The following is a 13,512-nucleotide window of genomic DNA, read 5'->3' on the forward strand; positions in this document are numbered from 1 at the left end:
TCAAAAGCTTTATTCGCCTTCCAGGAAGCTTTTCAGCTTGTCTGAACGGCTGGGGTGACGCAGCTTGCGAAGTGCCTTGGCTTCAATTTGACGAATCCGCTCGCGGGTTACATCAAACTGCTTGCCCACTTCTTCCAGCGTGTGGTCGGTGCTCATCTCAATACCAAAACGCATGCGCAGCACTTTCGCCTCGCGTGGGGTCAGCGAATCGAGTACATCTTTGGTCACAAAGCGCAGGCTGCTGTACTGTGCAGCGTCTTGCGGGGCCAAAGTGTGGTTGTCTTCGATGAAATCGCCCAAGTGAGAATCGTCGTCGTCGCCAATCGGTGTTTCCATCGAAATGGGTTCTTTCGCGATTTTCAGAATCTTGCGAATCTTTTCCTCGGGCATTTCCATGCGCTCGGCCAAGGTGGCGGGATCGGGCTCAATACCGGTTTCCTGCAGAATTTGACGGCTGATACGGTTCATCTTGTTGATGGTTTCGATCATGTGCACCGGAATACGAATGGTGCGTGCCTGGTCAGCAATGGAGCGGGTAATGGCCTGGCGAATCCACCAGGTGGCATATGTCGAAAACTTGTAGCCACGGCGGTATTCAAACTTGTCCACCGCCTTCATCAAGCCCACGTTGCCTTCCTGGATCAAATCCAGGAATTGCAAGCCACGGTTGGTGTACTTCTTGGCAATCGAAATCACCAAACGCAAGTTGGCCTCGATCATTTCACGCTTGGCCAAACGGGCACGGTTTTCACCGGACACCATTTGTTTGTTGATCGCGCGCAAGTCATTCAAAGGCAAAGAAACCGCGTCTTGAATGGCAACCAGCTTTTGCTGCAATTCGTTGATCGCAGGAATATTACGCGCCCAGGTTTCAGCCCAAGCCGCGTTCGATGCGCTGAATGTATCTACCCAGGCCGCTTCCACTTCATGACCACGGAATTTATCGAGGAACTGCTCGCGGGGCACGCCCACGCGGTTTACGGCGATGTCGTAAATTTCACGTTCAATTTTGCGAACACTGTCCACTTGCTCACGCAAAATGCTGCACAGGCGCTCAACCTGCTTGGCAGTGAAGCGAATTTTCATGAACTGTTCGGCAATCGCTTCCTTGGCTTTTTTGTAGGCCGCAGAATTGTAGCCACCATCTGCACGTGCTTTTTTCAGCTTGGCAAACTGCTTTTCAATTTCAGCAAAAACCACCAGCGAATTCTTCTTGAGTTCTTCCAGCTGACGGGCCGACATGCCGGAGGTGGTGCCACCGTCATTGCCCTCTTCTTCGTCATCGCTGTCTTCGTCGTCACTAACCTCTTCAGGCGCTGCGGCTTCAACCATGTCGTCTGTAATTGAGTCGTCAACGATGCCGTCAACCACTTCATCTACCGTCGACAAACCTTCAGCAATGCGCTGGCCCAGGCCAACCACGTCTTCGACAATAGCTGGGCACGCAGAAATGGCTTGCACCATGTCTTTCAGGCCAGCTTCAATTCGCTTGGCAATTTCAATCTCGCCTTCGCGAGTCAACAACTCAACCGTACCCATTTCACGCATGTACATGCGAACGGGGTCGGTGGTGCGGCCAAATTCAGAGTCAACGTTGCTCAACGCGGCTTCAGCTTCTTCTTCTGCGTCTTCGGCAGAAGTGCCCACTGGTGCGTTGTCGTTCATCAACAAGGCTTCCGCGTCAGGGGCCTGTTCGTAAACAGTGATACCCATGTCGTGGAAGGTGCTGACCATGGCTTCGATCACTTCGCCGTCGGTTACATCGTCAGGCAAGTGGTCGTTGATTTCAGCAAAGGTCAGGTAGCCGCGCTCTTTACCCATTTTGATCAGGGTTTTAAGCTGGTTGCGGCGCAATTCGAGTTCTTCAACAGTGGCGTTGGCCGAGCTGAGGTAAGCCGAGTTGATCAGCGCTTTGTCTTTGGCCTTGGAGCCGCGACCACGCTTGGGCATGATCACCAGGTCGGCTTTTTTGGCATCTGAATCGTCGTCTTCGGGCACATCGTCGGAGTCGATCGATGCGTCTGCACCGGAATCGATGTCCTCGTCGTCCTCTTCTTCAGCCTTGGGCTTGCCAGCCTTGGGCGGGCGTCCACGCCCCTTGGGGGCTTCAGCGGTTTGCGCTGGCGCCGCCTGTTCAACCACCTTGGGTTTGCGACCGCGTTTTTTGGGCTGCACTTCCTCAACAGCAACGGGCTCCGCCACCTTGGCGGGCTTGGCCGCCGCTTTGGCTACAGGCTTGGCTGCCTTGGCCACTGGCTCGGCAGCAGCTTCAACCACTTTGGGCTTGCGGCCACGCTTGGGCGTTTCATCGGCCACAACAGGTGCGGGTGCGGGCGCAGCGGCTTTCTTGCTCACAGGCTTTTCAGCAACAGGTGCTGTTTTCTTGGATTCTGTCTTCTTAACCACGGTGTTTACTTTCGCTTCTTTTACAGTTGCCTTTTGAGGAGAAACCTTCTTCCCTGCCATTGACGACGCTCCCTTGCGTTTGGATGCCTTAGTGGAGGATTCCTTCTCCGGCTTTTGGCCACCAGGAATCTGTGTGTGTATCGGTTTGCTGAGAACTCACGGTTTGTGACTTCGCAGACTTGGTTTTGTGGCCGGATTTGGCTTTCTGTTCCTGTGTTTTTGAAAAAATGTTGAGTATTTTGAACATTCATTCCCTGAACAACTCAATAACAGCCACCTAATGCGCAAATGCGCACTACAAAAAGATGCAAAAGCTGCACCGTAACCCTTAATTATAACTGATTAACTCGCTTTTGTTTTAATTCTTGGAAGCGTTGCATGCACTCGTGATACCAACGGAGTTGCTCCCCCTGAGTGGGCATCTCGGCGGTTAGCCGCTCCAGCTCAGCCTTAAACCACAGCTCGCTACATTGATACACGCCAGAACGCAACTCGGTTTCAAAATCGAGGGAATCATCCAAACTGCGCGCTTCTTTCAGAACCGAGTTAACCCAATTTTGATGCACTTCGTCATTAAAGGCATGTTGAAGCCTCGCCTCAAGCAAGTTGGGGTCGTTTCTGACTTTTTCAAGCAAATGAACAAAACTGTGCACCTCGGCTGCGGGGTCTTGCTCTCGCTCGTACAGCTCAAGCAATGAATTACACAACTCCACAAGCTGGGGTGCGCGAATAACCCGCGCAGCCAGGCTTAATAACGGCGATTTTGCAGTGGGCCTGGGGCCCCAATTGTTTTGTAATGGCTCGTCGTCGAACTTTCCAAACCGTTTACTGAACTTCTTGCCGGAAAATTTGCCCTGCTGCCCATTTTGCTGTCCACCCTGAAACTGCCCCTTGTTTTTCGGCGAAAAGTAATCACCCCCGCCCTCGCGGCTTTTCAAACCCAAGTGGCGGCTAAGCTCCATGGGTGTGGCGCCCAGCAAATTCGCCAATGCACGCAACAACGACGATCTGTAAACGGTGGGCTGCATTTGCACAATTAAAGGCTTCAAAAATGAAATAGCAGCCGCACTGCCCTCAATTTGCTGCAGGGGGTAGTTGCGCTCCAGATAGCGCGCCAAAAATTCTGACAAGGAGGCGGCTTGCGCCACCATGGCCTCGAAGCCATCTGGCCCTTCGGTTCGAATAAAAGAGTCGGGATCATGCTCGGCGGGCAGGAAAATGAAATCGGCCCGCTTGTTTTCGCTAACGTGTGGCAAACAGGCCTGCAGGGCGCGCCATGCCGCCTTTTGACCAGCCCCATCGCCATCAAAGGCAAAAACCAGCCGGTCAGTTTGTTTGAATAATTTCAATACATGATCAGGCGTTACTGCTGTACCGAGCGTGGCCACTGCGTTCTCGAAACCCCACTGTGCCAAGGCCACCACGTCCATATAGCCTTCGGTGACCAGGGCATAACCCATTTTGTGAATGGCCTGGCGCGCCTCGAACAGGCCATACACCTCGTGCCCTTTTGAAAATACGGGTGTTTCGGGACTATTCAGGTATTTGGGCTTTTCATCGCCCAGCACGCGACCACCAAACCCGATCACTTGCCCTTTGGCATTTCGGATCGGGAACATGATGCGGCCACGAAAGGCGTCGTACCGACGGTTGCTGTCGCTGATTTTGGTCAGCCCGGCCAAATCCAGCTGGGTATTGCTTGCGTAATTCTCGACCACGGCTTCCAGGTTTTGGTAAGTATCGGGCGCGTAACCCATGCCGTAGCGGGCGGCCACTTGCCCAGTCAATCCGCGGTTCTTCAGGTAATCAATGGCCACCGGGCTTTTTTTAAGCTGTGCCTTGTAATAGTTGGCAGCGCGTGTCAGCAACTCAACCAGCTCTTCCCGCTCGGAACGCACCTCGGCCGGAACATCCATGCCTTTTTCATAAGGCACATCAATGCCCAAATTGCCCGCCAGGTTTTCAACGGCCTCGGGGAAGGTAAGCCCAAGGTGCTCCATCACAAATCCCACTGCATTGCCATGTGCACCACAACCAAAACAGTGATAGAACTGCTTGGACGGACTGACCGTGAATGATGGAGACTTCTCGTTGTGGAATGGGCACAAGCCCTGCAAGTTAGCCCCGGCCGCTTTTAACTGCACATAACGCCCCACCACATCGGCAATGTCGAGGCGGTACAGTAAGTCATCAATAAAGCTTTGAGGAATCATGCAGTTTGGGTGAATTCACATGCAGAAAAATCAGAGCCAATGGCCCGACTTCTAGAATAACAAACCCAAAGGGGAGGAAACGAGCAGTTGGTTTGCGATGGGCCAGCTTATTTGGCCAAAGCGGCCTTGACCAGCCCAGATACTTTGCTCATGTCAGCCTTTCCAGCCAACTTGGCTTTCACTGCGCCCATGACTTTGCCCATGTCTTGCGGGCCAGTTGCGCCCACTGCCTGAACAATGGCCTGAATTTCGGCCACAACTTCTGCTTCGGACAATTGCGCGGGAAGATAAGATGCCAAAACAGCAGCTTCGGCTTTTTCAACCTCGGCCGACTCTGGCCGACCACCCTGCTCAAACTGGATGGCGGCTTCGTTTCGTTGCTTGATTTGCTTTTCGATGATGGCGAGAACCGCCCCATCGTCGAGTTCGACGCGTTCGTCGACCTCTTTTTGTTTGATTGCCGCTGAGAGCATTCGAAGCGTTGTGAGCTTTGCCTGCTCACGGGCCTTCATGGCCTGCTTGATGTCTTCAAGAATTTGCGCTTTCAGTGACATGCCAAACGAATCAATACATTTTCTTGGGCAACATTTGGCTGCGCAGGCGCTTGTAGTGGCGCTTTACGGCGGCAGCTTTCAGGCGCTTACGCTCAGCGGTTGGCTTTTCATAGAACTCGCGTGAGCGCAGTTCAGTCAACAGACCTGTTTTTTCGATAGTGCGCTTGAAGCGACGCAGGGCAACTTCAAATGGCTCGTTTTCTTTAACGCGAACGTTTGGCATATGGCTCCAATCGGGTGTTCGTAAGTTGTTTTTCAGCTCTTTTCTAACCCCTAACCCATTGATTTCACATATTTTTTTATGCAAAACCCAATGCGTTAGAGCAAAGAGTTACCGCCAAGAATCTGGCAAAGACCGAGATAGTACCATGCGAAAGCCGGCTTTCTCAAGGGTTTTCAACTATTTTTGGTCCAATATTGCATGGGCCGCAGTGTAGCCACTGGCCCAAGCCCACTGGAAGTTGTAACCACCCAACCAGCCAGTTACATCCACCACCTCGCCGATAAAGTACAGGCCTGGAATTTTGCGCGACTCGAGTGTTTTGGGCTGCAAATCAGCAGTGCTGACACCGCCCCGCATTACCTCGGCTTTTTTGTAGCCTTCCGTGCCACTGGGCACCAACTGCCAGGCTGCAATTCGCTGCGCCAAGGGCCCAAGTTGTTTTTTCCCCAACTCCGCCACTTTGCGCCCGGCAAGCGACTGCAATTCGGGTTTGTTCAGCCAGGCTTGCACCAAACGCTTGGGCCAGTGCGGCACTTGCGCAGCAAACCAGTTCTCGGCATTGGCTTTTGCACCCAGCGTGGCTTTCAGCAAATCGGTTTGTAGCGCCGCCGCGTCTGTGTCCTTGCCGGCCAGGTTAAGCGTAATTGGCTTGCCCGGGTTCCAGTACGTAGAGGCCTGCAGCACGGCGGGGCCACTTAAGCCCCGGTGGGTAAACAACAAGTCTTCATCAAACCAGGGGGCGTGGGGGTCGCTACCGCGGCTGTACACCGGCAACGCAACCCCTGCCAATTCAACAAAGGGCTCCCACTGGGCAGAATCAAAGGTCAGCGGCACCAGTGCAGGTCGTTGATCGACCAGTGCGTGGCCAAACTGCTTGGCCAGCTTCAGGCCAAAATCGGTGGCGCCAATTTTGGGCACTGGCAAGCCCCCACTGGCCACAACCACATTGCGGGCCTGTAAGGCACCCGCTGTAGTGCTTAATTTGAACTGGCTACCGTCATGTTCCACTGCATTTACGCTGTGGGGGCGAAACCACTTCACTTTGCCTGCATTGCATTCGGCTGCAAGCATGTCAATGATGTCGTCGCTTTTGCGGTCGCAAAACAACTGGCCTTTGTGTTTTTCATGAAAGGGTATGTTGTATTGCTTCACCAGCGCAATAAAATTGGCAGGTGTATAACGCGCCAAGGCGGAGCGGGCAAACCTTGGGTTTTCAGATATGAAATTGTCCTCAGACACCTTCACATTGGTGAAATTGCAACGCCCACCACCACTGATCCGAATTTTTTCAGCCAGTTTTTCACTGTGGTCCAGCAATGCGACCCGCAAACCACCCTGCCCGGCTTGCGCGGCACACATGAGGCCGGCAGCACCGGCACCAATCACAATGACATCAAATTGCTGCATGGCTTATTGCTTGGTTTGGTGCTTGGTGAACAGCCTCAATTGCATCCAACTGACGCGCAAATCCATGCGGCATTTCCTGCGGATTGTTCAACCACATTTCAATTAAACGTGCGGTTGATTCTGCGTCAATATCGGGGTGTGGATCAGGCTGTTCGGTAAACAGGTTTTCGGGCTCGGAAATACACCAGGTGCCGCCAGCCTTCACACCATCCATTCGGGGGCTGCGGTAAGGGGCTGCCACTGGTTCGCCTTCATGGCCGCGCAACACCAGCGCAGTGTGGCCTGTTGCGCACAGCACCTCGCGTTGCAAATTCCAGAATTCTGGATGGGTGTAACTGGTCACCAGAAGCGCATTGCTGAATGCGCTTGGCACCATCAATTTGACCAAGGTGTGGGTGCAACTGCGCACACCCAGTACCTTGCGGGTTTGCAACAAGGCTTCAATACGCGGATAAATTTGCGCCATGGGCATGTACACGGGTGCGGTGTGGGGCATGTGAACGGCATTCCAGTTTAAATGGGCAAACACTTGCGCACTGGTAACGCGCCCGGTGAAATCGCTTTGCAAACCATGTACGAGTACAGGGTAGCCGCGTTGCGCCAAAAGGCCTGCCAGCAAGGGGGTGAAGTTGGGTTTGCGCCGCGCCCCGTTGTAACTGGGGATCACAATGACAGGTTTGCCCTCGGCCCGGGATTGCGCGTTGAGCGCCTGCAGGGTGTGAAAATGAGGCGAATGGCTTTCGTCAGGCCAGTGCTGGGCAATGGCTTGCAAAAAACCAATCAACTCGTCGTGGCTTTCGCCTTTGACCCGCAATGCGATGAGTACTGCACCCAGTTCAAAATCCGACACCTCACCGCGCAAAATGGCTGAAAACAGGGTTTTCGCTTGCTCGCGGGGCAAGCCACGTGCGCCATCCTTCCCGCGACCAATTTCTTTAATGAAGGGGGCACAAGAAAATTTGTCGGCTTGAGCGGAGTTGGACATAGGGTCTTGAAAAATACTTAAGACACCATTGTAGCAAGGCTGGCCTGTGCGCGAATCAGTTTGCGAATTTCAGGCACGCACGAACCACATTGGGTGCCGCATTTCAGGCTGCCTTGCAAACCACTAAGCAATTGGTTTTCGTCGGCGCACAGGTTTGAACCGGGACTTTTTGCACAGGCAATTGCAATGCCCGCCTGTATGGCCTGTTCAGACACACCCACGCAGTTGCACACCATGCGCACTGCCTCGGTTTGCACGCCTGGAGGCTGGCTTGCGGGTGCGAGCAGAAAGCTGCGCAAGGGCATGACATCAAGCTGCTGGTCGAAATAATTGCGCAACCAGCCTTCTGATTCAATATTGCCAGCGAGGAACACTTTATTCAGCGTGGCAGTTTGGCCTTGTGGCGAGGTTTGAACTTTCACGCCAATGCGGCGGCGTGCGTCGGTTTTCGGGTCGGAATACACCATGACATCGCCGCCCTCGCATTCAAACAAAGCTTGCAGGCGATCAATCACTTCCTTGGCAGGTGCCTGTGCACTGGCTGCGCGAAACAGCACACCGGTCTGCTCGCGGCCCACGGGCACGCACACCGCCGCATCAAATTCGGCATACAGCGCACGGGCCTTCTGCCACAGGCCAAGCCAATGTTCACTATAGACAAACACAACCACCTGCCAGGGCAAGTGCACACGTTGAATGTTCACAGCGGAATGCTTCAGTTCCGGTTGTTTGGAATAGGGGTCGAACGCTTCAATGGTGAGCGCATTCACACCACCCACACCCGATTTGCCACCGAAAAATTCTGGTCCCCAATGCATGGGCAACACGGCTTGGTTTCGCGCAACCGACTCATCCTCTTTCGCGCGCAAGGTGATGGTGGCGCGGCGAGACTTCACCGACACCCAGCTTTGTGGCTTCAGGTTCAGGCGCTTGAAATCGGTCGGGTGCAAGGCGATTGCAGGCTCGGCTTCATGCGAGAAAAATTCAGCCAGAGTGCCGGTGCGGCTTGCGCCATGCCACTGGTCGCGCAAACGCCCTGTGTTCAAGCGCCATGGAAAGCGTGCATCGGCCTCTTCGGCCACAGGTTCATAATTGGCAAATACAAACTTGGCCCTGCCTGTGGCGGTGGGATAGACCCCATCTTCGTACAGGCGGGCTTTGCCTTCAGCTACTCCCTCGGGCATGGGCCACTGTTGCGGCCCCCTTGTCTCCAACACCGAATAGCTTAAACCAGTGATGTCGAGATCACGGCCACGTGTGGTTTCGCGGTGCTCATTGAAAATTTCTTCAGTGCTGGTGTAGGGCATGAATGCGTCGGCCGTGTTGTGAAGGCGCGGGCTTTCCACACCCAGCTTTTGTAACTCCACTTCCAGCCGCCTTGCAAACTCCACCACAATTTGCCAATCGTTTTTTGAATCTGCATAGGCAGGCATGGCGGGCCGCACGCGGCTAATGCGCCTTTCGCTGTTGGTGACCGTGCCCTCTTTTTCACCCCAAGTGGTTGCTGGCAATAACACATCGGCATACTGCACAGTGGCTGGCGTTAAATAGGCATCTTGCACCACCACCAGCTCAGCGTTTTGCAAAGCACGTGCCACTTTCTGCGAATTGGGCAATGAATGCGCGGGGTTGGTACACGCCACCCAAACAGCTTTTATTTTGCCTTGCTCCAGTTGATCAAACATTTCAACTGCGCTGGCACCCGGTGTGGCACTGATTTGCTTCACACCCCAAAATGCAGCCACCTCAGCCACATGCGCTGGGTTATTCAATTCACGGTGTGCAGGCAGCAAAGTAGACAAACCACCCACTTCACGGCCACCCATGGCATTGGGCTGGCCTGTGAGCGAAAACGGGCCTGAACCTTCTTTGCCGATTTGCCCTGTGGCCAGGTGCAAAGCAATCAGCGATGTGTTTTTGTCGGTTCCGGTGGTGGCCTGGTTCAACCCTTGGCAATACAGGGAGAGTGTCCTGTTGCTTTGGGCGAACCAGGTGGCGGCAGTCACAATGTCGCCTTCCGGAACTCCGCACACACTTGCTGCCAGCTTGGGCGTGTAATCAACCAAGCCTTTGGCCACTGCGTCGAAGCCTTCTGTGTGTTTGTTGATGTAGGCCATGTCAAGCCAACCGTTTTGCATCATCACGTGCAACATGGCGTTGAACAACATCACATCGGTGCCGGGCTGAATTTTCAAATGCAAATCAGCCATGAGCGCGGTGTCGGTTGCGCGGGGGTCGACCACAATCAATTTGTGACCGGGCTTGGCAGCGCGCGCAGCTTCAAGCCTGCGGTAAGCCACTGGGTGCGCATACGCCATGTTGGAACCGGCGATAAACACGCAATCGGCCAGGGCCAAATCGTCGTAGTTGCAAGGTGGCGCATCAGCACCCAGCGTGCGTTTGTAACCGCTCACAGCGCTGCTCATGCACAGGCGTGAATTTGTGTCGATGTTGTTGGTGCCAATCAAACCTTTGGCAAGTTTGTTGAACACGTAATAGTCTTCGGTCAGCAATTGGCCGCTGATATAAAAGCCAACGCTGTCGGGTCCATAGGTGGAAATCAATCGCGCAAACTCGCGCGCGGTGAAATCAAGCGCGGTGTTCCAGTCGGTGGGGGCCACTTGCTGGTCGCGCTGAATGCGCAGCAAAGGCTGGCTTGCACGCACTTGCCCGTACACATTCACCGTGGCCGTTTCAGCCAGCTTGCTGCCTTTGCTGCACAGCTTGCCAAGGTTGGCCGGGTGTGTTTCGTCGCCCTTCACATCAATAATTTTTCCGCCTTGCGTGCGCACCACCACACCACAACCCACCCCGCAATACGGGCAGGTTGTTTTGGTGTTTTGAATGGCTTGCAGCAGTTCGGTCATTGGCTTCTTTTCCGAAAAATCAAATGCCGTGGTTCTTTACTTCACTGGCTTTCAAGTGCACGCGGCCATCGACCACCTGCACGGTGAACTTGGCGGTGCAACCTTCGTCGGGTTCACGTGCGCAGCCATCGGCCAAACCAATTTGCCAGTTGTGCAAAGGGCAGGTGACCGTGGTGCCGTGTACGATACCTTGGCTCAAGGGGCCTTTTTTGTGCGGGCATTCATCCAGCAGGGCAAACACCTGTTCTTCACTGTTGCGAAAAACCGCGATGTCTTGCCCTGTGGGGCGGCGCACAATGCGTGATCCCAACACGGGGATGTCTTCCACCGCGCAAATGTCAATCCATTCCATTTGAATTTCCTTCTGTTCCTCAAGTAGTGATGCCGACATTAGACCACCTCCGCCAGCTTGATTGGAATGAACTGGCGCAAATCAACCTGCGCTTCTTTGGGCTTGTGCCATGGGTCTTCTTCAATGGCCAGTGCTGCTTGCAGTTCGGTCCACAAGGCGTTGCGATTGGCGACATCATCGACCACGCGGGCCTTGGCGTGCTCAAGACCCACGCGCTCGAGGTAATGCACCGTGCGCTCCAGATACCAGCCTTCTTTGCGGTACAACTGCAGGAATGCACCACTCACTGCCATCACTTCATCGGAAGTTTTAACGCGGCACAAGAACTGGGCCACTTCGGTTTTAATGCCACCATTGCCGCCCACATAAATTTCCCAACCAGAATCCACTCCAATCACACCGACATCTTTGATGCCGCTCTCAGCGCAGTTTCGCGGGCAACCCGACACAGCCAGTTTCACCTTGTGGGGTGCATACATTTTGAACAAACCACGTTCAAGATCTTTGCCCATTTGCGTGCTGTCTTGCGTGCCAAAGCGGCACCATTCGCTTCCCACACAGGTTTTTACTGTGCGCAAACCTTTGGCATAAGCGTGACCGCTGGGCATGTCGAGGTCTTTCCACACGTCTTGCAAATCTTCTTTTTTCACACCCAGCAAATCGATGCGCTGGCCACCTGTTACCTTCACAGTGGGAATGTTGTACTTGTCGACCACATCAGCGATGCGGCGCAGTTCAGCGGCGGTTGTTTCACCACCCCACATGCGTGGCACCACCGAATAGGTTTTGTCTTTTTGAATATTGGCATGTGCGCGTTCATTGATGAAGCGGCTTTGTGGATCGTCCACTGCCTCGCCGGGCCAGGAGCTGATGAGGTAATAATTCACAGCCGGCCGACAACTCGCACAGCCATTGGGCGTGCGCCAGTTCATGGTCGCGAACACTTCTTCCTTGGTGGTCAAGTGATGCTTGAAAATTGCATCGCGAACCACTTGGTGGCCGTGGTCTGTACAGCCACACATGGGTTTTGTTTTCGGCGTGGCGGAATAATCAGCGCCCGCCGTGCTCATCAAAATCTGTTCACACAAACCTGTGCATGAACCGCAGCTTGCGCTGGCCTTGGTGTGCTTGCGCACTTCTTCAATGGTGAACAAACCTTTGGTTTTAATTGCCTGAACAATAGTGCCTTTGCACACACCGTTGCAACCGCACACTTCATCCGTGTCGGCCATTTTGCTGGCTTGGTTTTGCCCTTCATGGCCAGTGTCGCCAATGTTGTTCTGGCCGAACATCAGCTTCTCGCGAATTTCCTTGATGGCCTTGCCTTCACGCATCAACTTGAAATACCAGGAACCATCTACCGTGTCGCCGTACAGGCAGGCGCCAACCAGTTTGTCTTCTTTAATAACCAGCTTTTTGTACACGCCACCAATGGGATCGGAAAGCAGCAATTCCTCGCAACCTTCACCACCCATGAAGTTGCCAGCAGAGAACAAATCAACGCCAGTCACTTTCAATTTGGTGGAGGTAACAGACCCCTCATAGCGGCCAATGCCAAACTGCGCGAGGTGGTTGGCACACACTTTGGCTTGCTCAAACAAAGGGGCCACCAAACCGTAAGCAATACCACGGTGGCTGGCACATTCGCCCACAGAATAAATTTTGGGGTCGGTGATGGTTTGCATGGTGTCGCTAACCACCACACCACGATTGCACAGCAGGCCGCTGCTGGCGGCAAGCTTGTCGTTCGGGCGAATACCCACCGCCATCACGACCAAATCAGCATCGTGAATTTCACCATCGGCAAATTCAATTTGTGCAACACGGCCATCGGGCCCGGCATGCAAAGCCTTGGTGTTTTTCGCGAGTAAAAATTTGAGCCCTTTGGCTTCCAGGCTTTTCTGCAACAGGCCCGCTGCAGTGGGGTCAAGCTGGCGTTCCATTAACCAGGTGGGCAAATGCACCACGCTTACGTCCATGCCCTGAATGGCCAGACCGTTTGCGGCCTCAAGGCCCAGCAGGCCGCCACCGATTACGATTGCTTTCTTGTAATGCTTTGCAGCTTCCAGCATGGCTTCGGTGTCTGCAATGTCGCGATAGCCGATCACGCCGGGCAAGGTTGAGCCGGGCACTGGCAAAATGAAGGAATTGGAGCCTGTGGCCAACAGCAAGCGGTCGTATGGCGCAGCAGTGCCGTCGGCACATTTCACCACGCGTTTCACACGATCGATCTCAGTGACCTCTCGACCCACGTGCAGGGTGATGTTGTTGCTGGTGTACCAGTCCCAATCATTGAGCACGATTTCTTCGAACTTCTGCTCTCCAGCCAATACCGGCGAAAGCATGATCCGATTGTAATTGGGATGCGGTTCTGCGCCAAACACGGTAATTTCATACAGCTCGGGGGCAAGCTTTATTAGCTCCTCAACCACCCGGATACCGGCCATGCCGTTACCAATCACCACCAGCTTCTGTTTTTTGACGGACATCAGCATATATTCAATC

Annotated in this window: 9 protein-coding genes; all 9 read right to left on the reverse strand. The window is 53.9% G+C overall.

Annotated features, from left to right (window positions below):
* Positions 1-9: 9 nt before the first annotated feature.
* The gene (gene rpoD, locus HKT17_RS12395; protein WP_171100451.1) at positions 10-2,466 is read right to left on the reverse strand and encodes an RNA polymerase sigma factor RpoD; all 2,457 of its coding nucleotides are present in this window, start codon (positions 2,464-2,466) and stop codon (positions 10-12) included.
* 272 nt (positions 2,467-2,738) lie between these two features.
* On the reverse strand, positions 2,739-4,619 hold the full coding sequence (gene dnaG / locus HKT17_RS12400) for a DNA primase (protein ID WP_171100453.1): 1,881 nt from the start codon (positions 4,617-4,619) through the stop codon (positions 2,739-2,741).
* Positions 4,620-4,726: 107 nt separating this feature from the next.
* Positions 4,727-5,173, reverse strand: a complete 447-nt coding sequence (locus tag HKT17_RS12405) for a GatB/YqeY domain-containing protein (RefSeq protein ID WP_105027192.1) — start codon at positions 5,171-5,173, stop codon at positions 4,727-4,729.
* Positions 5,174-5,183: 10 nt separating this feature from the next.
* Positions 5,184-5,396, reverse strand: coding sequence for a 30S ribosomal protein S21 (rpsU, locus tag HKT17_RS12410; RefSeq protein ID WP_105027193.1), 213 nt, complete (start codon positions 5,394-5,396; stop codon positions 5,184-5,186).
* Between the two features lie 177 nt (positions 5,397-5,573).
* On the reverse strand, positions 5,574-6,803 hold the full coding sequence (locus HKT17_RS12415; RefSeq protein ID WP_171100455.1) for a BaiN/RdsA family NAD(P)/FAD-dependent oxidoreductase: 1,230 nt from the start codon (positions 6,801-6,803) through the stop codon (positions 5,574-5,576).
* On the reverse strand, positions 6,790-7,788 hold the full coding sequence (gene ybiB, locus HKT17_RS12420; protein WP_171100457.1) for a DNA-binding protein YbiB: 999 nt from the start codon (positions 7,786-7,788) through the stop codon (positions 6,790-6,792). Before ybiB ends, HKT17_RS12415 begins: the two co-directional genes overlap by 14 nt.
* A gap of 17 nt (positions 7,789-7,805) precedes the next feature.
* A complete protein-coding gene (locus HKT17_RS12425; RefSeq protein WP_171100458.1) occupies positions 7,806-10,655 on the reverse strand; it encodes a nitrate reductase in 2,850 nt (949 codons plus the stop codon).
* 19 nt (positions 10,656-10,674) lie between these two features.
* Positions 10,675-11,046 carry a nitrite reductase small subunit NirD gene (nirD, locus tag HKT17_RS12430; RefSeq protein ID WP_105027196.1) on the reverse strand — a complete coding sequence of 124 codons (372 nt, stop codon included), beginning with the start codon at positions 11,044-11,046 and terminating at the stop codon, positions 10,675-10,677.
* Positions 11,046-13,502: a nitrite reductase large subunit NirB gene (nirB, locus tag HKT17_RS12435; protein ID WP_171100460.1), complete on the reverse strand. Its 2,457-nt coding sequence runs from the start codon at positions 13,500-13,502 to the stop codon at positions 11,046-11,048. Before nirB ends, nirD begins: the two co-directional genes overlap by 1 nt.
* Between the last annotated feature and the right edge of the window lie 10 nt (positions 13,503-13,512).

Source organism: Limnobacter sp. SAORIC-580, assembly GCF_013004065.1.
Taxonomy (GTDB): Bacteria; Pseudomonadota; Gammaproteobacteria; order Burkholderiales; family Burkholderiaceae_B; genus Limnobacter; species Limnobacter profundi.

What these genes read in the sequence shown, in the direction of transcription:
- HKT17_RS12425 (WP_171100458.1), bottom strand. Translation starts at nt 10,655, where the DNA reads ATGACCGAACTGCTGCAAGCCATTCAAAACACCAAAACAACCTGCCCG.
- HKT17_RS12405 (WP_105027192.1), bottom strand. Translation starts at nt 5,173, where the DNA reads ATGTCACTGAAAGCGCAAATTCTTGAAGACATCAAGCAGGCCATGAAG.
- nirD (WP_105027196.1), bottom strand. Translation starts at nt 11,046, where the DNA reads ATGTCGGCATCACTACTTGAGGAACAGAAGGAAATTCAAATGGAATGG.
- nirB (WP_171100460.1), bottom strand. Translation starts at nt 13,502, where the DNA reads ATGCTGATGTCCGTCAAAAAACAGAAGCTGGTGGTGATTGGTAACGGC.
- dnaG (WP_171100453.1), bottom strand. Translation starts at nt 4,619, where the DNA reads ATGATTCCTCAAAGCTTTATTGATGACTTACTGTACCGCCTCGACATT.
- rpsU (WP_105027193.1), bottom strand. Translation starts at nt 5,396, where the DNA reads ATGCCAAACGTTCGCGTTAAAGAAAACGAGCCATTTGAAGTTGCCCTG.
- ybiB (WP_171100457.1), bottom strand. Translation starts at nt 7,788, where the DNA reads ATGTCCAACTCCGCTCAAGCCGACAAATTTTCTTGTGCCCCCTTCATT.
- rpoD (WP_171100451.1), bottom strand. Translation starts at nt 2,466, where the DNA reads ATGGCAGGGAAGAAGGTTTCTCCTCAAAAGGCAACTGTAAAAGAAGCG.
- HKT17_RS12415 (WP_171100455.1), bottom strand. Translation starts at nt 6,803, where the DNA reads ATGCAGCAATTTGATGTCATTGTGATTGGTGCCGGTGCTGCCGGCCTC.